Source organism: Rothia aeria, assembly GCF_016726365.1.
Taxonomy (GTDB): Bacteria; Actinomycetota; Actinomycetes; order Actinomycetales; family Micrococcaceae; genus Rothia; species Rothia aeria.
Window position 1 is genome coordinate 1,738,012 of sequence record NZ_CP068102.1, and the last position, 19,452, is coordinate 1,757,463.

The window sequence follows — 19,452 nt, forward strand, 5'->3', positions numbered from 1 at the left end:
GAGCCACCCCTAATGTGGTTTTTCTAGCGAAATTTCGTCATATATGTGAGCCTTAGGGTGGGTTCTATTGACGTGCCCACAGAAACCCACATAAAATCAAGTACAGGGCTGTTGCAATGGGTTACAGCTTGAAACCATCCAGGAGCGCGTGACTGTTCTTGCCGGAATGGGCCGCCTCTGCCGCCTACCTTTACCGCCCCGACCGAAAGTGAAGAACATCTATGTTCGCTGAAGAACGCCGCGCTGAAATCGCGAAGCTTGTAGCGTCGGCTCGCCGCGTCAACGGCGCGGAACTCGCACGCCGCTACGACGTGACGATGGAGACCGTGCGCCGCGATCTGGCCGCCCTCGAAGAAGCAGGCAAACTCCGCCGTGTACACGGTGGTGCCGTAACGGTGGAGCAGTCCACCTCCCTTGAATCCTCTATCGCCTCGCGGCAGGGCATGAACACCCCCGAGAAGCGGCGTATCGCCACTAAAGCGTACAACATGCTCCGCGACTCCGAGGTGGGCTCTATTGTGTTGGACGCGGGCTCAACCATTGAGATTTTGGCAGATCAGATAGGGGCTGAGAACTTTAGCCTCAAAACCGGTAGTGACCGCATTATTATTACCCACGCCCTGCACATTGCGGTGAAACTCGCTGAGGCTGAGGGCATCACCATGGAGCTGGTGGGCGGTCAGCTGCGCAAAATGACGTGGGCCGCCATTGGGGCGCGCGCCGCAAACTATTTCTCCACCGTGCGCCCCGACATTGCTTTTATTGGGGCTAACGGCATTGGCGCCGAGTTCGGTGTCTCAACCCCCGGCATGAACGAGGCGATTGTGAAGACCGCTATCTGCAAGTCGGCCCGCCGCGTAGTGCTGCTGTGCGATTCGGCGAAGTTCGGCAACGAGTCGCTGGTGCGGTTCGCCGATTTTGAGGATATTGACACGCTGATTACTGACCGTGCACCCGAGGGAGAGCTGGCTCAGGCGCTGGAGGGGGCCGGTGTGGAGGTGATTATCGCATGATTATTACCCTGACCGCTAACCCCAGTTTGGACCGCACTATTGAGCTTGGCGCGCCCTTGGCGCACGGGGCTGTGCAGCGCGCAACCGGCGCCGTACAGGACCCCGGCGGCAAGGGCGTAAATATTTCCCGCGCCCTGCACATATCCCACGTTCCGACCCTTGCCGTTATCCCCGGTGAGGCCACCGACCCGGTGCTGACCGGACTGCGCGAGGTGGGCGTGGAGTACGCGAACCTGTCCACAGGTGAGCCGATCCGGTCAAATATTACTGTGGTAGACCCGGACGGTACCACCACCAAACTGAACGCCCCCGGAACCCATTTCACCCCCGAACTGCGCCAGGCGCTGGACCAGCTGGTGGTGGAACGCGCGTGCGCGGTGAACGACGGGCAGCAGACGCACTGGGTGGTGCTGGCCGGCTCACTGCCGCCTGGGCTGGACGCCTCCTATTATGCCGAGCTGGTGGGTAAGCTGCGTTCGGCCGGGTTTACCGGCAATATCGCGGTTGATACTTCTGAGGCCCCGCTTATCGCCACCGCGCGCGGGGAGCATAAACCCACCCTGATTAAGCCGAATTCTGAGGAGCTGGCGCAGCTGACGGGATCCGATAACTGGCGTGAGCTTGAGGCCAGCCCCGAACTGACCGCCCGCACCGCCCGGCACCTGGTGGATCAGGGCATCCGGTATGTGCTGGCCACCCTGGGTGGGGAAGGCGCGGTGCTTATTAGCGCTGAAGGTGCCTGGTGGGCTAAGCACGAACCCGTGACGGTGCGCAGCACGGTCGGTGCCGGTGACTGCTCCCTGGCGGGTTTTTTGATCGCTCACGAGCTCGGGGCCTCACCGCAGGATGCGCTGGTGCAGGCGGTCGCGCACGGTTCTGCGGCTGCTTCCCTTCCGGGCACGCGCGTACCCGCCCTTGAGGCGACCACCCCGCAGAAGGTTACCGTGCAGGCCCTGGCGGTCTAACAGCGCTCAACGCAGGTAAACCCACACGTCAGAATATTCCAATAACAGAATACGAAGAGTTTTCACCCTATATATCACACAACACCCAGCCGGAGCGGACCCCACGCAACCCCAACCCGGCACACAACACACATACCCCCAAGGAGGGTAGTAGACATGTCTGAACTCATCGCACCGGAGCTCGTCCTGCTGGATGAGAACCTCGGTGACTCACGTTTTGACGTCATTGAACGGTTAGCCCACACCATTGTGAAGGCCGAGCGCGCCAATGATTTCGACCAGCTGTACGCTGACGCGAAGGCACGCGAATCCAAGACCGACACCGGCATCCCCGGCGGTATCGCCATCCCGCACTGCCGCTCGGCGGCAGTCACCGTGCCTACCCTAGCCATGGCCCGCCCCAACCCGGCCGTGGACTTCGGGGCGAAAGACGGCCCCGCCGATTTGATCTTCTTCATCGCCGCACCCGACGGGGCAGACCAGGCGCACCTGAAGCTGCTCTCCACCCTGGCACGCTCGCTCATGAAGAAGTCATTCACCGCATCCCTGCGCGAGGCAAAAACCCCCGAAGAGATCGTGGAACTGGTCTCCGGGGCGCTCGGCGGCGGGAATGCGAAAAAAGACGCAAAGAGCACCGCCACGAAAGACTCTGCTACGAAAGACTCCGCGGCCGCACCGGCAGCGGGGGCCGCCAGCTCTCAGGGCGGTACCTCCGCTGAAGGCAGCGACAAGAAGGCGGAGCCCGCCGAAACAGAGGCAGCGGCACAGACTGAACCCGCCGGTGAGGACACCGCACCGGCAGCCGCGAAAAAGAAAATTGTGGCCGTCACCGCCTGCCCCACCGGCATCGCCCACACCTACATGGCCGCCGACGCCCTCAAATACGCGGCAGAAGACCTCGGCTACGACTTCAAAGTCGAAACCCAGGGCTCCTCCGGTAATGAGACCCTCACCCAGGCCGATATTGATGAAGCCGACGCCGTGGTGTTTGCGGTCTCCGTGAACGTGCGCGACCGCAACCGCTTCGCCGGTAAGCCCTACGTGGAGTCCCCGGTTAAACGCGGTATTGACGAGCCCGAAGCTATGCTGAACGAGGCCCTGGCCGAGGCCGAGAACCCCAACGGTAAGCGGGTGGCCGCCGCCACCTCCACCGCTGAGGACAGCTCCTCCGCCGTTGAAGGCTCGTGGGGTACGCGCATCTACAAGGCCGTGATGACCGGTGTGTCGTACATGATCCCGTTCGTTGCTGCGGGCGGTATTATTATGGCGCTGGGTTTCATGCTTGAGGCAGTCACCACACCAAACCTGGGGGACCTGAATGAGGCCGCCCGGAAGAGTATTCTTGAGAACGCCTCCCTCTTTAATCTCAACGGCACCCACTGGACCCTGTACCTGGGCGTGGTACTGCACACCATAGGCAGTTACGGTACTGACCTGGTGGTGCCCGCGCTCGCCGCCTACATTGCGTACGGTCTGGCGCAGCGGCCCGGTATCGCCCCGGGCTTCATCGCCGGTACCGTGGCATTCAAAATGCAAGCTGGCTTCCTCGGCGGTATTGTCGCCGGTATTCTTGCCGGTGTGGTCGCCTACGGGCTGGGAACACTGAAACTGCCGCGCTGGCTCGGCTCCATGATGCCCGTGGTAATCACCCCGCTTATCACCTCCCTCATAGCGGGTGCCGTCATGTACCTGCTGCTGGGTGCGCCCCTAGCCTGGATCATGTCTGTACTGCAAGGCTGGCTGATGTCAATGTCGGGCACTTCCTCCCTTGTTCTTGGTTTGATCCTGGGCGTTATGATGGCCTCCGACTTGGGCGGCCCCATTAATAAGGCGGCCTACCTATTCGCTGTGGGTGGTCTGGAGCGCGGCGGCGCCGTGAACCAGGAAATCATGGCGGCCGTCATCATCTCCGGCATGGTTCCGCCGCTGGCCATGGCGCTGGCCACCACCCTGCGCCCCAAGCTCTTCACCGAGCCCGAACGGGAGAACGGCAAAGCCGCGTGGCTGCTGGGTGCGTCCTTCATCTCCGAGGGAGCTATCCCGTTCGCTTCGGCGGATCCGCTGCGTGTGATCTCTTCCTCCGTTGTGGGCGGTGCGCTCGCGGGTGCTATCTCCATGAGTGCGCACGTGGCCTCCCCGGCACCGCACGGCGGTATCTGGATTGTTCTGCTGAGCAATAACGTGCTGATGTTCCTGGCGGCGGTAGCTGCCGGAACCCTGCTTTCGGCACTGGTGTACTTGGTGCTGAAATCGATCGGCGCTACGTCAAAGGCCGAGAAGGTCGCGGCTTAAGACGTAGAACACGCTACACTTGAAGACAACTTCAACCTAAGGAAAATACCCTCATGACTACTTATAAGGGCGTTGGTGTTTACGCCGGACGCGTGATTGGTCCCGTCAAACAGATGCCCGAACCTATCCAGGAACCTAAAGACGGGCTGCGCCTGAGCGGCGAGACCATTGAGGCAGCCTCCCAGCGCATTAAAGACGCCTCCCAGCGCGTGAAGGAAGACCTGCTTTCCCGCGCCGAGCACGCCGGGCGTGACGGTAAGGCCGTGCTGAAGTCCACCTCCCAGATGGCCACCGACCGTGCGCTTATTAAGAGCGCCATTAAACTGGTTGAGACCCAGGAGATGGCACCCGAGCGCGCTATCTGGGAGGCCGCGACCTCCTTCGCTGACCAGATGGCTGCCCTTGGCGGGTACATGGCTGAGCGCGTGACCGATATCCACGATGTGCGCGCCCGTATTGTCGCCGACCTCACCGGCCAGCAGGCCCCCGGCATCCCCTTCTCGGATGAGCCGTTTGTGCTCGCCGCCATTGACCTGGCCCCGGCCGATACCGCAACCCTAGACCCCGAGAAAGTGATCGCCCTGATCACCTCCGACGGCGGCCCGCAGGCGCACACCGCGATCCTGGCACGCGGGCTGGGCCTTCCCGCGATTGTGGCGGCTAAGGGCGTGACCGAAATCCCCGACGGCACCGTCGTATACGTGGATTCTAACGAAGGCATAGTGGACACCGAACCGACCGATGCCGACCGTCAAGCCGCCGAGAAGTACGCCAACCGCAAACCTATCGCCGACTTCGACGGTAAAGGCGTGCTCGCCGACGGCACCCGGGTGGAGCTTTACGCAAACGTGGGCGACGGCAAATCCGCTGAGAAGGCTGCGAGCCTCAACGCCGAAGGTGTGGGCCTGCTGCGTACCGAATTTGGATTCCTCGGTCATGATGCCGAGCCGAGCATTGAGACGCAGGCACAAACCTACAAGTCCGTTTTCGACGCATTCCCCGGCAAACATATTGTGGTCCGCACCCTGGACGCGGGCGCCGATAAGCCCCTGCCGTTCCTGAACGTGAAAGAGGAAGAGAACCCGGCGCTGGGTGTGCGCGGGTTCCGCACCGACTGGACCGTACCCGGGGTGCTCACCCGCCAGCTGGAGGCCATTAAAAAGGCGTACGACGAGTCAGACGCCGATATTTGGGTGATGGCCCCCATGATTTCAACCACCTCTGAGGCGCGTAACTTCGCGAAAATGCTCAAAGAGGTAGATTTGCCGGTGCACGGTGTGATGGTGGAAACCCCCGCCGCCGCCGTGAACGCTGAGGCAATTCTGGGCGAGGTTGATTTCGTGTCGATCGGCACGAACGACCTGACCCAGTACACCATGGCCGCCGACCGCCTGCTGGGCGATTTGGCGCACCTGAACAACCCGTGGCAGCCGGCGGTGCTAAAGATGATTAAGCTGACCGTCAAGGGCGCCAAGCGGGCCTCCGTGAACGCGGGCAAGAAGAAGTACGTGAGCGTGTGCGGTGAGGCTGCCTCAGACCCGGCGCTGGCCGTGGTGCTGATCGGGTTGGGTGTGGACACCCTGTCGATGAACGCCGCCGCTATTCCGGCGGTCGCCGCGGTGCTGAAGTCTGTGACCTTGGAGCAGGCGCGGCACATCGCCAATAAGGCGTTGGAGCAAATCTCTTCGGCTGAGGCGAAGGCCGCAGCCCGTGAAGAGCTGCCGATCCTGGACGAGCTGGGCCTGTAGCAACGCCCTGGTGTACGGGACGCATCGGGGGTTGAGGCCGTGTTAGAGCCGCAGCCGCCGATGCGCCCCTGATGGGGTCATCATGAACCTAAGTAGTGGGCGGAAAATTTACGGTAGAATCACCTAAATACGGGTACAAAACCACCCGTCTGCACTAGAATAGTAAGCAACGTAACTTATTCCATAAAGGAGAAAACTATGGCAGAGCGCGAAGCAACCATTGCCAGCCGTGTTGGTCTACACGCCCGTCCGGCAGCTATTTTCGCTGAGGCAGCAGGCGACCTCCCCGTCGAGGTTACTATCGCGGCCAAGGGTGAGCCCGCCGATGAGGCTATGGACGCAGCATCCATCCTGTCCTTGATGTCTTTGGGCGCTAAGCACGGTGACGTCGTTGTTCTGCGTGCCGAAGGTGAAGGCGCTGAAGAGGCTCTAGACACTCTGGTCAAGATCCTTGAGACCGACCACGACGCCGAGTAAACACGGACTATACGATAGCGTGTAGCCGTCTTATTCGACTCAGACGCCCCGCCGCCGGAAAATGTCACCGGCGGCGGGGCGTTTAATCACCCAGCTCACCGCCCCTGAGGGTATGCTGCGCTCGGCAATTTTTACACTAAATTTTGCTGCGTTTTTTGTTTCACGCACAGGTGCTGCTTGCTAGACTAGGTACGCAGCCCAAACACTTCGGAGACACCTATGGCAGATGAGCGGAACCGTCCCACCGGCGACGGTTCAGAACCCCACGATAATCCACACACCACACCGCGCCCCAAAAGGTATGAGCCGCACGCGCACCCCATGCCAGCTGTGTCGCTGAACCAGGTGAACGACGCGCAATTACGGGACGCGCTTGCGCATTCTTCCCGCAGCTCCCGCAAAGCACTGTACGAGGTGGCGCAGGCGCACGGGGTTGAGACGAGCACCGAGCAGACGCAGCTGCTGCCGGTGGATGAGGCAGGCATGCCGACTGTCTCCATTGACGATGAGCTGGTGCCCGAGCCGATGCCGGGCGAAACCACCCCCAAATCCTCTGACGTGGCTGCGGCCTACCCGCCCTCACGCCCGGTTCCGATGACAGGCATGATCCCGCGTGTGCCGAATTCGCAGGCGGCCCAGCGGTTCGGCGGGGTGGACCCCGAGCCGCCGGAGGGGTACGCCTCCCCGAAGTCGGAGCCGACCACCACCTTGCCGACGGTGCACCGCGGCGGGGGCGGGCGCTGGGGCGTGCGTACCCTGCGATCGTTTGTGCGTCCGGGCGCCGAGGGCCCCGCCCTGCGCGGCAGCGCCCGTATCGCTCAGCGGCAGTTTGCGCTCAAGAGCCGCAAGGAGGAGCAGGCCGCGCGTGAGGCGTTCCGCCGCGAGAAGGAGCACGCCCGGGACACCTTGAACTACACTCTGCGTCTGGCGGAGGCGATGTTCCATTACGGGGCGGATGCCATGGATGTGGATTCCGCTATTATTGCGGTTTCTTCGGCGTTCGGCCTGGACTCGGTTGAGGTTGATATTACCAACCAGTCGGTGACGATTAACTACACCTCCGACCCGGACACGTACATGGAGTCACGCATTATGAAGCGCGTGGGCCTGGATGAGAGGTTCACCCACACCCTGGTGCGGGTGGTGCGTTCTTCTACGGAGAACTACGAGGCGCTGGCCTCCATTTACGAGCTGATTCACGAGATTACAGCCGGTGGCATCACCCTTGAGGTGGCGGATCTGCGGTTGAGTGAGATTACGCACCGCCCTAAACCGTACCCGCCGGCGGTGATCTGGTTGGCGAATATCTTTGGGGCTTCGACGCTTACGGTTGCTCTGGGCGGCGGCTGGGCGACTGCGGTGGCGGCGGGTATTATTTTTACGCCCGTGTACCTGCTGATTCAGTGGCTGCGGAAGATTGGGATGCCCGCGTTCTTCCGGATGGCCGCCAGTGCGGGGCTTATGACGTTCCTGGCGATTCTGCTCGGTGGTGAGGGGTCGATGCTGCACCGGCCGGATACGCCGCTGTCGGCGCCGCTGGTGGTTGCGGCGGGTTTGATTATGTTCCTGCCAACATCCCGCCTGGTGTCTGCGGTGCAGGATGCGATTAACGGGTTCCCGATTACATCTGCGGGGCGGTTCGTGTCTACAGGTATGAGCTTCCTGGGGCTGGTGATTGGTATTGCCAGCGCGGTGAGCGCCTTAGCGGTTTTTGGCGGGCCCACTATCGATATTGAGCAGACGAAGTTCGTCCCGTCCGATACCGCCACGTTTGCCGTGTTTATGCTGGCGGCGACCGCAGCGTTTGCCGTGGCGGCGCACACGAAGGTGGCGAAAATCGGCTGGCTGCTGATGATTACCACCGCGGGCCTGATCACGTACTACGGGTACTGGGTGCTGACGGGGGAGAGCACGGGCCGGTCAAATACGGCGCTGGCTGCGTTTGTGATTGGCCTGTTCAGCACCTATATGGCGTATAGGCTGCACGCGCCGCAGGCGATCTTTTCGATTCCGGCGCTGACGTTCCTGCTGCCGGGCCTGGAATTTTTCCGGGGCATGTATCTGCTCACGGTTGATACGAACGTGGTGTTCGGCCTCTCCAGCATGGTCACGGCGGTTTCGGTTGTGATTGCCATGGCGGCGGGCACGGCGGCGGGTAACTACCTGATGCAGTACCTGCTGCAGCGGTTCGCACCGACCACGGGGGAGACGGACTAGCCTAGCCCCCTTAAAACGGTATTGCCGTAGCCGGGCGGATGTGATTCCGTTCGGCTACGGCAACCGCCGTTTAAAACCCTATTTGACGTGCCAGTCTACCCCGGTGGCCCCCTGCTGCGCCAGCAGCTCGTTCACGCGTGAGAACGGGCGGGAGCCGAAGAACCCTTTGCTGGCTGAGAGCGGCGAGGGGTGCGCCGACTCCACGCACGGGTACGGTGCGAGCATGGGCGCGGTGCGGCGCGCATCGGCGCCCCACAGCAGCCCCACCAGCGGTTTGTCGCGGGCTACGAGGGCTTCAATGGCCTGCTGGGTCACCTGTTCCCAGCCTTTATTGCGGTGGGAGGCGGGTTTGCCTTCTCGCACGCTGAGCACCCTGTTCATGAGCATCACTCCTTCGTCAGCCCAGCTGGAGAGGTCGCCGTGTTCTGCGGGGGCGATTCCTAAATCGTCGTTGAGTTCCCGGTAGATGTTGTTCAGCGAGCGCGGCAGGGGGCGCACATCGCGGTGCACTGAGAATGACATGCCCATGGCGTGCCCGGGGGTGGGGTACGGGTCTTGTCCGAGGATGAGCACTTTGACTTCGCTCATGGGCCGGGCGAAGGCACGGAAAATGTCGTCCCCGGCGGGGAAGGTGCGGTGCCCTGCGGCGTGTTCGGTGCGCAAAAAATCGCCCATGGCGCGGATTTGCGGTTCGACCGGGGCGAGGGCTTGTGCCCATTCTTCGTGCATAATGGACGACAGCGGCGGATACTCGGACATGGATACCTCCCGTAGGTGCGGCGCACACAACATAAATTACGTACTCTAGAGTAGAGCACACCCGGTCTGTGAGAACACCCGCGAGGTCATGGTGAATAAGAAATTTGAGGAACTTAGCCCCTTGGAGCGGGCCATTATTGGTATTGAGAAGCGCCGCTGGAAGTACCAGGGGTCGAAGGAGAAAACCATTGGGGCGCTGGGCATCACACCTATTGCCTATTATCAGAAGCTCAACACGATGATTGATGACCCTCGCGTCATTGCGGCGGAGCCGATTCTGACTGCGCGCCTGCGGGAGCACCGCGACCAGCAGTAGCGTTATGGCGGCGTTGAGCACCGCGCCCAACGAGGGCCGCAGGGCGCCTGCGGTTCGGCAGATAAATTAGCCACAAAACGGTAGAGGATGCTGAATAACTCTTCCTGAAAACTTTACAATGGGTGTGTTATTGTTCAGACCCGTCCTTGGAGTCGGGCGAGAATCCCTGTAATCTGTATAGAACACCAAAGACGACCCACCCGAGAGATGCATGAGTAAGTATCCGCACGACGAATTCGATGATATCGACGAGAATACCGCCCGGCGCGGCATCTATCGCGGTACTATCGACGACCCCGCTAAGGACCCGCGAGGAGCCATTCCTCTTGTCACGGCCGGGGTTATTGCGTTGCTCTTGGGCGCGTCCATGTATGTGATGGCTCCCCGCTACAGTTCACCCAACTCTGCGGGCTCTAAAGCGTATGCGGGTAAGGCGGCAGCCAGCCCTTCCAGTAACGCCCCAAAAACTGATGGCGGGAATAAGAGCGGCAGCGCCCAGCCGTCGCAGTCGTCGAGCCAGAGCTCCACCTCGGGGACTGTGGCCGTGTATAACGCGTCGGCCCCTTCGGGCAGCGCATCCCGTGCCGCCGCTAAGCTTAAGAGCTACACCATTAGTGAGACCGGCAACTGGCCCGGTAACCCGCCGCAGAGCAGCACCGTCTACTATAAGAGCGGCGCCCAGCAGCAGGCCCAGCAGGTTGCTAACGCTGTGGGTATTAGCAATGTTCAGGAAGGCACCGCCGAGGATCTGGGCAGTAACGACACAGTCGTGGTGCTTGCCAGCGACTTCCAGAGCTAGTTCATTCATTCTTTCCCCTGCACATGATCCGGGCGTTAGTGCTGTGCCCGTGAGCATCTATGTGGGCTGTGCCCTGTTTTTCCTGCTGTGCCGCGCGTGTTCCTTGCGCTGTTGGCGATATGATGGCCCGCCACGGCCGAAAATGTTTGCCCCTGGGTGCGGTCGGTGCCAAAATTGATGTAGCATTCGGTGCACCCACGGTGCGCATGCGCCGTGAAGCGTTCTGCGGCGGCGCATCCGCTCGGGTGCACCGCACACTTTTGATATAGGGATTCCTACATTCATTTATCAGGAAATATAGGTCCAGGAGGGACATCGCCACATGGCAAAACTTATTGCTTTTGATGAAGAAGCTCGTCGCGGTCTAGAGCGCGGACTGAACACCCTAGCCGATGCCGTTAAGGTGACTCTTGGCCCCCGTGGCCGCAACGTCGTGCTTGAGAAGTCGTGGGGCGCACCCACGATCACCAACGACGGTGTTTCCATCGCCAAAGAGATCGAGCTTGAAGACCCCTATGAAAAGATTGGCGCCGAACTCGTCAAAGAGGTAGCCAAGAAGACCGACGATATCGCAGGTGACGGTACCACCACCGCAACTGTGCTCGCTCAGGCGCTCGTGCGTGAGGGCCTGCGCAACGTGGCTGCTGGTGCTGACCCGCTGAGCCTCAAGCGCGGCATTGAGAAGGCTGTTGAGGAGGTCACCAAGACCCTGCTCGACTCCGCAAAAGAGGTTGAGACTGAGGAAGAGATCGCGGCAACCGCATCCATCTCTGCGGGCGATCAGGAGATCGGTAAGCTGATCGCTCAGGCTATGGAGAAGGTCGGCAAGGAAGGTGTGATTACCGTTGAGGAATCCAACACCTTCGGCCTGCACCTGGAACTCACCGAGGGTATGCGCTTCGATAAGGGCTTCCTCTCCGGCTACTTCGTGACCGACCCCGAGCGTCAGGAAGCTGTGCTGGAAGACCCCTACATCCTGGTGGTCAACCAGAAGATCTCGAACGTGAAGGATCTGGTTCCCGTCCTGGAGAAGGTCATGCAGTCCGGCAAGCCGCTGCTGATTATCGCCGAGGATGTTGAGGGCGAGGCTCTGGCGCTGCTCGTGCTGAACAAGATGCGCGGCTCCATCAAGTCCGTTGCCGTGAAGGCACCCGGTTTCGGTGACCGTCGCAAGGCTATGATGGCTGATATTGCGATCCTCACCGGCGGCCAGGTTATTACCGAAGAGGTTGGCCTCGCGCTGGATACCGCAACCCTGGATATGCTGGGTAAGGCACGCAAGGTTGTTGTCACCAAGGACGAGACCACCATTATTGAGGGTGCTGGCGACGCCGCCGCACTTGATGGCCGTGTGGCACAGATTCGCGCCGAGATCGCAAACTCCGATTCCGACTACGACCGCGAGAAGCTGCAGGAGCGCCTGGCAAAGCTCGCCGGTGGTGTGGCTGTGCTCAAGGCTGGCGCAGCAACCGAGGTTGAGCTGAAGGAACGCAAGCACCGCATTGAGGATGCTGTGCGTAACGCAAAGGCAGCCGTTGAAGAGGGTATTGTCCCCGGCGGCGGCGTGGCACTGATTCAGGCGGGCGCGAAGGTCTTCGACAAGCTCGACCTGAAGGGGGATGAGGCAACCGGCGCGAACATCGTGCGTGTGGCTATCGATGCGCCGCTGAAGCAGATCGCAACGAACGCTGGCCTTGAGCCCGGCGTGGTGGTCGATAAGGTTCGTTCCCTGCCCGAGGGCACCGGTCTGAACGCTGCAACCGGCGAGTACGAAGATCTCATGGCTGCGGGTATTAACGACCCCGTGAAGGTGACCCGTTCCGCTCTGCAGAACGCAGCATCGATCGCTGGCCTGTTCCTGACCACCGAGGCTGTGGTGGCGAACAAGCCTGAGCCCGCATCCGCTGCGGCACCTGCTGCTGACCCGATGGGCGGCATGATGTAACGTTTCCCGACTGAGGGAGTATGTTGAAGCTCTCCGGGGTGGGTTCCTGACCGGCACAATGCCGGGTGCGGGACTCACCCCGGAGAGCTTTTGTCTATGCTCTTCAGGGCCGCGAGCGGGTGGTTTTTTGGCTCGAGCAGGTAGGAAAATTCTACCTTTTCGGCACAATACTACCTGCTTGCGCATATGTGTGATTGTTCGTGACGTGCGCTGTGATTCGTTCGGGATGGGCAAGCCACGCGGTATGCTGGATTTATGATGCCTAACACCACCTCCAAATCTTCCGAAAACAACGCCCCCGATGCCCCCGCCCATTCCGACCAAAATGCAAAGAGTATCGGCTCGCGAAATTCATTTCTGAGCATCGGGTCGGTGAACTCATTCTGCAGCATTGGCTCCGTAAATTCGGCGTTTTCTATCGGCTCGGCTTTCTCGTTCGGATCTATCGGTTCGGCTTTTTCTTCGCTGTCCGTTGCCTCGTGCCTGAGCTACATGAGCGTGTTATCGGTTTTATCGGAAGCATCTGTGCTCTCGGCACGGTCGTACAGGTCGGTGCTTAATGCGGGCCAGCAGAAGAAGGCAAAGAAGCCGTAGCCTTTCCGACCGATCCAGTCCCGCCTGCCTGCTAAAAAGAGCCTTTATGTGAATAAAGCGGCAAAAACTACGCTTTATTCACATAAAGGCTCTTTTTCCGATGGGGCAGGGGCGAAGGAGCACGCCTTGAGGGGCACATCAGCAAAACCACCCGGCGGGTTACCCGTGCCCGCGCATCCACAAGGTAGAATAGTGGGGCTATGGAATGCGCCTATTACCGTGAGAGTCTTTGCCGCTCCTGCACCAGCATCGAAACCCCATACCCCGCCCAGCTCGCGGCGAAACAGGCCGATGCGCGCAGGCTTCTTGCGGCGTACCCTCACCTGACCTGGCTGGAACCTGTCGCCAGTGCCGAGGCGCATTTTCGGAATAAGGCGAAGCTGGTGGTGGGCGGTTCGGCGCAGAACCCGTCCCTGGGCATCGTGGATTACCGTTCGGGGCGCGCCACCGATTTAAGCGAATGCCCGCTCTATATTAAGCCGATTGAGCGCGCCATTCCGGTGCTGCACGAGCTCATTCAGCGTGCCGATTTGACCCCGTATGACATTCCGGCCCGGCGCGGTGAGCTCAAGAATATTCTGGTGACCGCATCCGAGACGGGCGAGCTGATGGTGCGGTTTGTGCTCCGCTCGAAGAAGCTGCTGGTGCCTATTCGCCGCCAGCTGGGGTGGCTGCAGGAGCGTCTGCCGAAGTTGGCGGTGCTGTCGGTGAACCTGCTGCGCGAGCATGTGGCGCTGATTGAGGGCGATGAAGAGATTATTCTGACCGAGCGGCAAACCCTGCCGATGCGCGTGAACGGCATGAGCCTGCACCTGCGACCACAGAGTTTCTTTCAGACGAACACGCAGATTGCGCAGGCGATGTACGCGCAAGGCCGCGAGTGGGTGGGGCAGGCGCAGCCGCGCACGCTCTGGGATTTGTATTGCGGCGTGGGCGGTTTTGCCCTGCACGCGGCGCAGGTGATGCACGGTGAGGTCACCGGGATCGAGATCAGTGCGGAGGCGATTCGTAGTGCCCAGCGTACCGTTGCCGAGCAGGGGCTTAAGGGCGTGAAATTTGCGGCGGGGGACGCGACCGAGTTCGCCGTGAATGCCCGCGAAACCCCTGAGATGCTGGTGGTGAACCCGCCCAGGCGAGGTATTGGCGAGAGGCTGTGCGCCTGGGTTGAGGGATCGAGGATTGAGCACGTCATCTATTCGAGCTGCAACGCAAAAACCCTTGCCGCTGACCTGGCGCGCATGCCTTCTTACAAGCCGGTCGCCGCGCGTGTGCTCGATATGTTCCCTCACACGAACCACTACGAGGTTATGGTGTTGCTCAGGCGCGGGTAGGTTTCCCGAGCATATACATAACCCAACCCTAGGGCGCGAGCAGATAGTATTTCGGCGAGAAGATAGCGGTTTGTTATCTTCTCGCCGAAATACTATCTGCTCGCGATGTTTCGGGCATCCCGCAGCGTGGCGGGTGCGAAGTGGTAGTACCCCAAAGATGGATACGCAGAGCAGGTCATGCACCCGCACGGTTCTTTGCCTCATTCCGCGATTCCTGCGCCCGTATCGCTCGTGCGGTCGGGCCGAGAATGAACGTGAATACGGTGGCGATAACGAAGAGTGACCCTCCGGCAACGATGGTGTTGATCGCGCCGAATGCTGGTACCGCCCATCCTGTGATGAGGTACCCGACCATACCTGCTAGGGAGAAAACCACGCCCATGAAGCTGTAGACGCGCCCGCGCATGTGCTCGTCAATAGCGTCTGCGAAGAGAACCTGCCCGAGCACTTCTTCGGGTCCGTAGAACATGCCCCAGGTGAACCAGAGTACGAGTACCGCCCACAGTGCCGGGTACAGTCCCATGCTCAGACAAACAGCGCCGTAGCCGAGTCCGGAGATGCACATCCACCCGCGTTTGGTTATGCGTACCCGCCCGGTGCCTGTACCGACGCCGAGTTTGGCTGAGAGCCAGGAGCTGATCACGCATCCGGCGGCGTAGACGGAAGTTGCGATTCCGAAGGCAGTGTAGTCGTGCCCGAGGCCGCGGGTGAGGTATTCGAGCATGGGCAGGGTGGTGATGGGTACGGCGGCGATGGAGAGGAACCAGAAGGTGAGCATGCCGCGCACGACCGGGTTGTGTGCGGTGTAGGCGGCGCCTTCGCGCAGGAGTCTGCCGGTGTGGTGTTCCTGCACGGTGGCGGTGCGTTCGGCGTGGGTGAGGTCGTAGTTGCGTATGGTGGCGACGGTGAGGGCGGCGAGCAGGTTGAGGGTGCCTGCGAATCCGACGGCGAGGGCTGGGGTGGTGAAGGATGCGACGGCGGCTGCGATGGTGGGGCCGAGGGTTTGGGCGAGGAAGATGAGGCTGCCGCGGCGTGCCATGTATTTTTGGTAGTCGTCGCCGAGCAGGGAGGGCATGGCGGCGGAGGCTGCGGGGGATGAGAAGGTGCCGAAGGTTGAGACGAGAAATGCGATGGTGAGGAAGGCGGACAGTCCTGCGGCGGCGTAGAGGGCTGGGGATGCGATGAGTAGGGCGGCGCTGGCGAGTCTGAAGCTGACGGTGAGGGTTTTGCGGTTGAATCTGTCGGCGATGGTGCCTGCGAAGGGTGCGAAGAGGATGACGGGGACTGCCTCGACGACCATGACGATAGCGGAGTGGGCGAGGTCGCCGGTGGCGCCGTAGGTCAGCAGGGGCATGGCGATAGCTTGGATACTGGACGCAAGAGCATCAGAAACCTGCGCGGTCAGGAGCGTGAGCTGCCCGCGTGCGTTCAGCGGCGTTGCTGATGTGGGTTTTGCGGTCGAGTCTGGTGTGTTTGTTGGAATGCGCGGCGCAGGTGATTCAGGGTGCTCAGGCGAAAGCTCTGTGGTGCGTCTCATAATACTGTGGATTCTATCACGGGTGAGAACGCTGGTGGGTGGGGTGTGGAAGGTTCGCTGAATAGGTGTGGAACCCACGGGATGACAAACTGATAGATACAGTGGACCTCAGATGAGGGCAAGCCGCTTCAAATAAAAACCATCACCCTGCCATCACGTCCCGTCGCCGCCTCAACATTCTCCCTCCCACCGCTTCTCACGAAGTTGTCAGCGAGAGTAGAATAAAGATACGGAAGGTTTCTTAGATGAAACCTATGCCGAAAGGAACAGATGATGTCAAAGTTTAAGACCGAAGTAACCGAAGGTATTTTCCCGCTGGGTGAGGTGAACCCGGTATCGACAGCGCCGGATATGCCGTCAAGCTACAACTACCCGCTGGTGTTTGACCCGGAGGTGAGCGCCAAGGTGGCGAACGTGAGTTTTGAGCCCGGTGCCCGTACTAAATGGCATAAGCATGTGGGTGGGTACCAGATTTTGTTGGTGACCGCCGGTGAGGGCTGGTATCAGCAGGAGGGCGAGGAGCCCCGCAAACTTCACGCCGGGGATGTGGCGGTCGCCCGTAATGGGGTGAAGCACTGGCACGGTGCCGCTGCCGATTCGTGGCTTTCGCATATCGTGGTGAACGCGGGTGAGGCTGTTTGGGGCGACCCGGTGACTGATGAGGAATACCCGGACTCCGAGAAATATAGGTAAACGCGGTCTCGAAGGCCGGATGCGTGGGCAGGGCTTCGTGTTTTTCTGGGGTCTTCATCGAGCCAGCTAACTTAGCCACAGCATCGCGATCAGGCACATAACACTAGTGTAAGCGCGCGAGCAGATAGGATTTCGACGAAAAGATAACATTTCGCTATCTTTTCGTCGAAATCCTATCTGCTCGCGCGGTGCTCTTAGGGTATCCCGCAGAGTGGCGGGTGCGAGGCGGTGGCACGCGCGGATGCGGCGTGTCGCTGTGGGTTTCGCGTCATAAAGCGCCACAAACAAAATTTTTGGGTGTTTCTCTCCGAAAATCCTAGGTTTAAGGAAACGTTAAGGGTAATCTAATGCCTGAACGACGTTTCAAGGGCAAACGGAGGAATCCATGAGTCAATACGAGACTGAAGTGACCGAGGGTGTGTTCCCGCTCGGCGGTGTGAACGATGCGCTCGCCCAGTATTTCAGCGGAACCAGCTACATGAATACGCTGGTGAATGATCCGGATGTGCCTGTCACCGTGGCGAATGTGAGTTTCGAGCTCGGCGTTCGCAATAACTGGCACAAGCATAATGGTGGGTTCCAGATCATCCTAGCGACAGCGGGGGAGGGCTGGTACCAGGAAGAAGGTCATCCGCCCGCCAAACTCCATGCTGGGGATGTGGCTCTCGCCAAAGACGGCGTGAAGCACTGGCACGGAGCTCCGGTAGACTCATGGTTCTCCCACCTTGTTATTACGGCAGGTACGGCAGAATGGCTGGAACCGGTGGGAGATGGTGAATACCCAAATTCCGAAACATAGGTAAGCACGGTTCCGACCGAATACGGCAGCCCGCAGCGTGGCGGGTCTGAGGCAGAAGTGTGTCGAGGTGACGCGCTGGCGTGGGCTTTGCGAAAGAAAGCGTATAGATTTGCAAAGAAAAGTGTGAAATAATATTTAATATTATAAACCATTGTTTCACTATATTACATATTATATAGATAACTCTCAAGATTAAAAATTTTTTCTTGTTCACTTTTCTCGTTGATGCTACTTAGGATATAATTGAATACAGCAAAATTATCTGAATACTAATATAGGGGTGAAGAATTGAACAACCTTTACATTGTTGGTAATGGTTTTGATCTTGCACATGGACTTCCAACATCTTATACACATTTCGCTTATTTCATTTATAAAAATTATATTGCTGATACACAACCTGAATATAAATGTTTAGTGTATGAAGAATTTCTGGAAAAATCTGAGAATATTTTAATATCTCTTAGTCATAATGTCTGGAATTTTCCGGCTGAAGAAATAGAAGATATACAGCCTTGGGCCTATGTAAAAGGGGTGCTTGCGGGTTTTTTGGGGATTCTTAGTTATTGTGAAACTGATGATTTATGGTCACATTTAGAGTATGCGCTTGGAGAGATTGATTATCAGCTGATTCGCGATGAGATTGAGGATATTGTTGATAAGGAGGGAGATCTTGATCCTCGAAAGACTGGATATGTTTTAGAGGATGGTAGTAGCCCTTGGCCTCGTGCTGCCCAGGAATTTAAAAAAGTCTTTAGACAATGGATAGCTACAGTTGATATTGAGAAATCTAGAATGAAAGAAAGTTTTTTAAATTACTCAAAAATTAATAAAGGAGGTTTCATTAATTTTAATTACACAGAAACTCTTCAGAAAATGTATGATGTGCAGAGTCAGAATATATTGTATATACACGGTTTTAGGGGTAATGAAAAAGACGAACTTATTGTAGGTCATTGCGCTAGAGAAGTTGGCTATAAGAGCTATATGCTGGAATATGATGACAATGTTCGCGATTTGCATGAGGAATTAAAAAAAGATGTACAGCTAGGTAAATTGAAAAAATTTCTGGATATTCAAGAAAATGTGGACAGTATAATTTGTATAGGATTTAGTTTTGGTGATTCTGACGACGAATATATCCGTGCCCTTATCAATCACCCTAAAACCTCGCACGCAGCCTGGTTGCTCAATGAATATTGTAAGAATGAAGTAGCCGAGCAGTTCAAGAAACTACAGAGGTTTGGTGTAGATCCATCGAAAATTACCTCTGGAAAAATTCTGTGATCAACCCTTCTTCGGGTGCTTAGCTACTACCTCGGGGCGGGCGTCAAGTAATGCCCGCCCTGCGGTGGTGAGCTTATAAGACCGCACGGGGACCGCGTCCTCAAGTTGGGTGGGGGAGAGGTGTTCCCGCGCAAGCCTCATCAAATCGGCCTTTTTCGCACTGCTCAAGTCGTTCACGCCCGCATCCTTGAGAGCCTTGCGCAGTGCCGGGGCAGTCACCAAATCCAAAGAATCAGCGGCAGACTCCACCTCCACGACCCCGGCCTCAACCAGCATCCGCAGGTCGAACGCCGCATCGATCCCGTAGACGTACTCAAAATATTTCGGGAACCAGCTCTGCGTGGTAAAGGTATCGAAGCTTATGCGCCACAGCAGAATAATGTCGCCCGCCGTCACCTCAAACAGGTACCCACCATAAAGTTCAATGTCGGCGACCGGCTCAAGCGCCCACTTCGGAACGGCCTTCGACGAGGACAGCTCCACCTCTTCAAGCCACGCCGCCAGGTCACGCTTGGGCGAAATATACGGCAGGCTCCGATGGTTGCGGTACAGGTGCTCAACCGCCGCAACCTGCTCGGCAGTCGCACCATCACGCCAATCGGCTCCGCCCGTACTGACTGTCACTACGCTACCCCTCTCGAACTGGCCGCACCCGTAATACTCTCTAACTTTTTCATATC

Annotated in this window: 17 protein-coding genes; 14 read left to right on the forward strand and 3 right to left on the reverse strand. The window is 58.8% G+C overall.

The window, feature by feature from the left end; translation table 11 throughout:
- Window positions 1-221 precede the first annotated feature (221 nt).
- From I6I94_RS07530 to I6I94_RS07555, 6 genes are all read left to right on the forward strand, one after another.
- Complete coding sequence (locus I6I94_RS07530; protein ID WP_126854568.1) at window positions 222-1,013, forward strand: DeoR/GlpR family DNA-binding transcription regulator; 792 nt, start codon at window positions 222-224, stop codon at window positions 1,011-1,013.
- Complete coding sequence (locus I6I94_RS07535) at window positions 1,010-1,978, forward strand: 1-phosphofructokinase family hexose kinase (RefSeq protein WP_128087119.1); 969 nt, start codon at window positions 1,010-1,012, stop codon at window positions 1,976-1,978. The genes I6I94_RS07530 and I6I94_RS07535 overlap by 4 nt, the downstream gene beginning before the upstream one ends.
- Before the next feature lie 156 nt (window positions 1,979-2,134).
- Entirely contained in the window at window positions 2,135-4,270 is a 2,136-nt protein-coding gene (locus I6I94_RS07540; protein WP_128087118.1) for a PTS fructose transporter subunit IIABC, read from the forward strand.
- Between the two features lie 53 nt (window positions 4,271-4,323).
- A complete protein-coding gene (ptsP, locus tag I6I94_RS07545; RefSeq protein ID WP_128087117.1) occupies window positions 4,324-6,018 on the forward strand; it encodes a phosphoenolpyruvate--protein phosphotransferase in 1,695 nt (564 codons plus the stop codon).
- 198 nt (window positions 6,019-6,216) lie between these two features.
- Window positions 6,217-6,495 carry an HPr family phosphocarrier protein gene (locus I6I94_RS07550; RefSeq protein ID WP_006887010.1) on the forward strand — a complete coding sequence of 93 codons (279 nt, stop codon included), beginning with the start codon at window positions 6,217-6,219 and terminating at the stop codon, window positions 6,493-6,495.
- Window positions 6,496-6,714: 219 nt separating this feature from the next.
- Window positions 6,715-8,712, forward strand: coding sequence for a threonine/serine exporter family protein (locus I6I94_RS07555; RefSeq protein ID WP_201620571.1), 1,998 nt, complete (start codon window positions 6,715-6,717; stop codon window positions 8,710-8,712).
- A gap of 78 nt (window positions 8,713-8,790) precedes the next feature.
- Here the strand turns inward: I6I94_RS07555 and I6I94_RS07560 are convergent, their stop codons facing one another.
- Window positions 8,791-9,471 carry a uracil-DNA glycosylase gene (locus I6I94_RS07560; protein WP_006887052.1) on the reverse strand — a complete coding sequence of 227 codons (681 nt, stop codon included), beginning with the start codon at window positions 9,469-9,471 and terminating at the stop codon, window positions 8,791-8,793.
- Window positions 9,472-9,559: 88 nt separating this feature from the next.
- Between I6I94_RS07560 and I6I94_RS07565 the strand changes: the two genes are divergently transcribed.
- The 5 genes from I6I94_RS07565 (at window position 9,560) to rlmC (ending at window position 14,456) form a co-directional block, all read left to right on the forward strand.
- Complete coding sequence (locus tag I6I94_RS07565; protein ID WP_023134332.1) at window positions 9,560-9,787, forward strand: DUF3263 domain-containing protein; 228 nt, start codon at window positions 9,560-9,562, stop codon at window positions 9,785-9,787.
- Between the two features lie 211 nt (window positions 9,788-9,998).
- Complete coding sequence (locus I6I94_RS07570; RefSeq protein ID WP_006887015.1) at window positions 9,999-10,586, forward strand: LytR C-terminal domain-containing protein; 588 nt, start codon at window positions 9,999-10,001, stop codon at window positions 10,584-10,586.
- Window positions 10,587-10,908: 322 nt separating this feature from the next.
- Window positions 10,909-12,531: a chaperonin GroEL gene (groL, locus tag I6I94_RS07575; RefSeq protein ID WP_126500609.1), complete on the forward strand. Its 1,623-nt coding sequence runs from the start codon at window positions 10,909-10,911 to the stop codon at window positions 12,529-12,531.
- A gap of 255 nt (window positions 12,532-12,786) precedes the next feature.
- Entirely contained in the window at window positions 12,787-13,125 is a 339-nt protein-coding gene (locus I6I94_RS07580) for a hypothetical protein (RefSeq protein WP_172425629.1), read from the forward strand.
- A 200-nt stretch (window positions 13,126-13,325) separates the two neighbouring features.
- Window positions 13,326-14,456 (forward strand): 23S rRNA (uracil(747)-C(5))-methyltransferase RlmC, encoded by a 1,131-nt coding sequence (gene rlmC / locus I6I94_RS07585; protein WP_128087116.1) that lies wholly within the window; start codon window positions 13,326-13,328, stop codon window positions 14,454-14,456.
- A gap of 175 nt (window positions 14,457-14,631) precedes the next feature.
- On the opposite strand, the gene I6I94_RS07590 is transcribed toward rlmC, so the two are convergent.
- Complete coding sequence (locus I6I94_RS07590; RefSeq protein ID WP_236588841.1) at window positions 14,632-15,993, reverse strand: MFS transporter; 1,362 nt, start codon at window positions 15,991-15,993, stop codon at window positions 14,632-14,634.
- 273 nt (window positions 15,994-16,266) lie between these two features.
- Between I6I94_RS07590 and I6I94_RS07595 the strand changes: the two genes are divergently transcribed.
- The 3 genes from I6I94_RS07595 to I6I94_RS07605 all read left to right on the forward strand — a co-directional run bounded on the left by I6I94_RS07595 (window position 16,267) and on the right by I6I94_RS07605 (window position 18,772).
- The gene (locus tag I6I94_RS07595; RefSeq protein ID WP_004005581.1) at window positions 16,267-16,686 is read left to right on the forward strand and encodes a cupin domain-containing protein; all 420 of its coding nucleotides are present in this window, start codon (window positions 16,267-16,269) and stop codon (window positions 16,684-16,686) included.
- Window positions 16,687-17,071: 385 nt separating this feature from the next.
- Window positions 17,072-17,485: a cupin domain-containing protein gene (locus I6I94_RS07600; protein WP_128087114.1), complete on the forward strand. Its 414-nt coding sequence runs from the start codon at window positions 17,072-17,074 to the stop codon at window positions 17,483-17,485.
- 288 nt (window positions 17,486-17,773) lie between these two features.
- On the forward strand, window positions 17,774-18,772 hold the full coding sequence (locus I6I94_RS07605) for an AbiH family protein (RefSeq protein WP_201620572.1): 999 nt from the start codon (window positions 17,774-17,776) through the stop codon (window positions 18,770-18,772).
- Here the strand turns inward: I6I94_RS07605 and I6I94_RS07610 are convergent, their stop codons facing one another.
- Window positions 18,773-19,396 carry a hypothetical protein gene (locus I6I94_RS07610; RefSeq protein WP_201620573.1) on the reverse strand — a complete coding sequence of 208 codons (624 nt, stop codon included), beginning with the start codon at window positions 19,394-19,396 and terminating at the stop codon, window positions 18,773-18,775. It abuts the gene before it with no gap.
- Between the last annotated feature and the right edge of the window lie 56 nt (window positions 19,397-19,452).

Excerpts from the sequence above, each read along its gene's own strand:
- I6I94_RS07530 (WP_126854568.1), top strand. The coding sequence starts at position 222 with ATGTTCGCTGAAGAACGCCGCGCTGAAATCGCGAAGCTTGTAGCGTCG.
- I6I94_RS07535 (WP_128087119.1), top strand. The coding sequence starts at position 1,010 with ATGATTATTACCCTGACCGCTAACCCCAGTTTGGACCGCACTATTGAG.
- I6I94_RS07540 (WP_128087118.1), top strand. The coding sequence starts at position 2,135 with ATGTCTGAACTCATCGCACCGGAGCTCGTCCTGCTGGATGAGAACCTC.
- ptsP (WP_128087117.1), top strand. The coding sequence starts at position 4,324 with ATGACTACTTATAAGGGCGTTGGTGTTTACGCCGGACGCGTGATTGGT.
- I6I94_RS07550 (WP_006887010.1), top strand. The coding sequence starts at position 6,217 with ATGGCAGAGCGCGAAGCAACCATTGCCAGCCGTGTTGGTCTACACGCC.
- I6I94_RS07555 (WP_201620571.1), top strand. The coding sequence starts at position 6,715 with ATGGCAGATGAGCGGAACCGTCCCACCGGCGACGGTTCAGAACCCCAC.
- I6I94_RS07560 (WP_006887052.1), bottom strand. The coding sequence starts at position 9,471 with ATGTCCGAGTATCCGCCGCTGTCGTCCATTATGCACGAAGAATGGGCA.
- I6I94_RS07565 (WP_023134332.1), top strand. The coding sequence starts at position 9,560 with ATGGTGAATAAGAAATTTGAGGAACTTAGCCCCTTGGAGCGGGCCATT.
- I6I94_RS07570 (WP_006887015.1), top strand. The coding sequence starts at position 9,999 with ATGAGTAAGTATCCGCACGACGAATTCGATGATATCGACGAGAATACC.
- groL (WP_126500609.1), top strand. The coding sequence starts at position 10,909 with ATGGCAAAACTTATTGCTTTTGATGAAGAAGCTCGTCGCGGTCTAGAG.
- I6I94_RS07580 (WP_172425629.1), top strand. The coding sequence starts at position 12,787 with ATGATGCCTAACACCACCTCCAAATCTTCCGAAAACAACGCCCCCGAT.
- rlmC (WP_128087116.1), top strand. The coding sequence starts at position 13,326 with ATGGAATGCGCCTATTACCGTGAGAGTCTTTGCCGCTCCTGCACCAGC.
- I6I94_RS07590 (WP_236588841.1), bottom strand. The coding sequence starts at position 15,993 with ATGAGACGCACCACAGAGCTTTCGCCTGAGCACCCTGAATCACCTGCG.
- I6I94_RS07595 (WP_004005581.1), top strand. The coding sequence starts at position 16,267 with ATGTCAAAGTTTAAGACCGAAGTAACCGAAGGTATTTTCCCGCTGGGT.
- I6I94_RS07600 (WP_128087114.1), top strand. The coding sequence starts at position 17,072 with ATGAGTCAATACGAGACTGAAGTGACCGAGGGTGTGTTCCCGCTCGGC.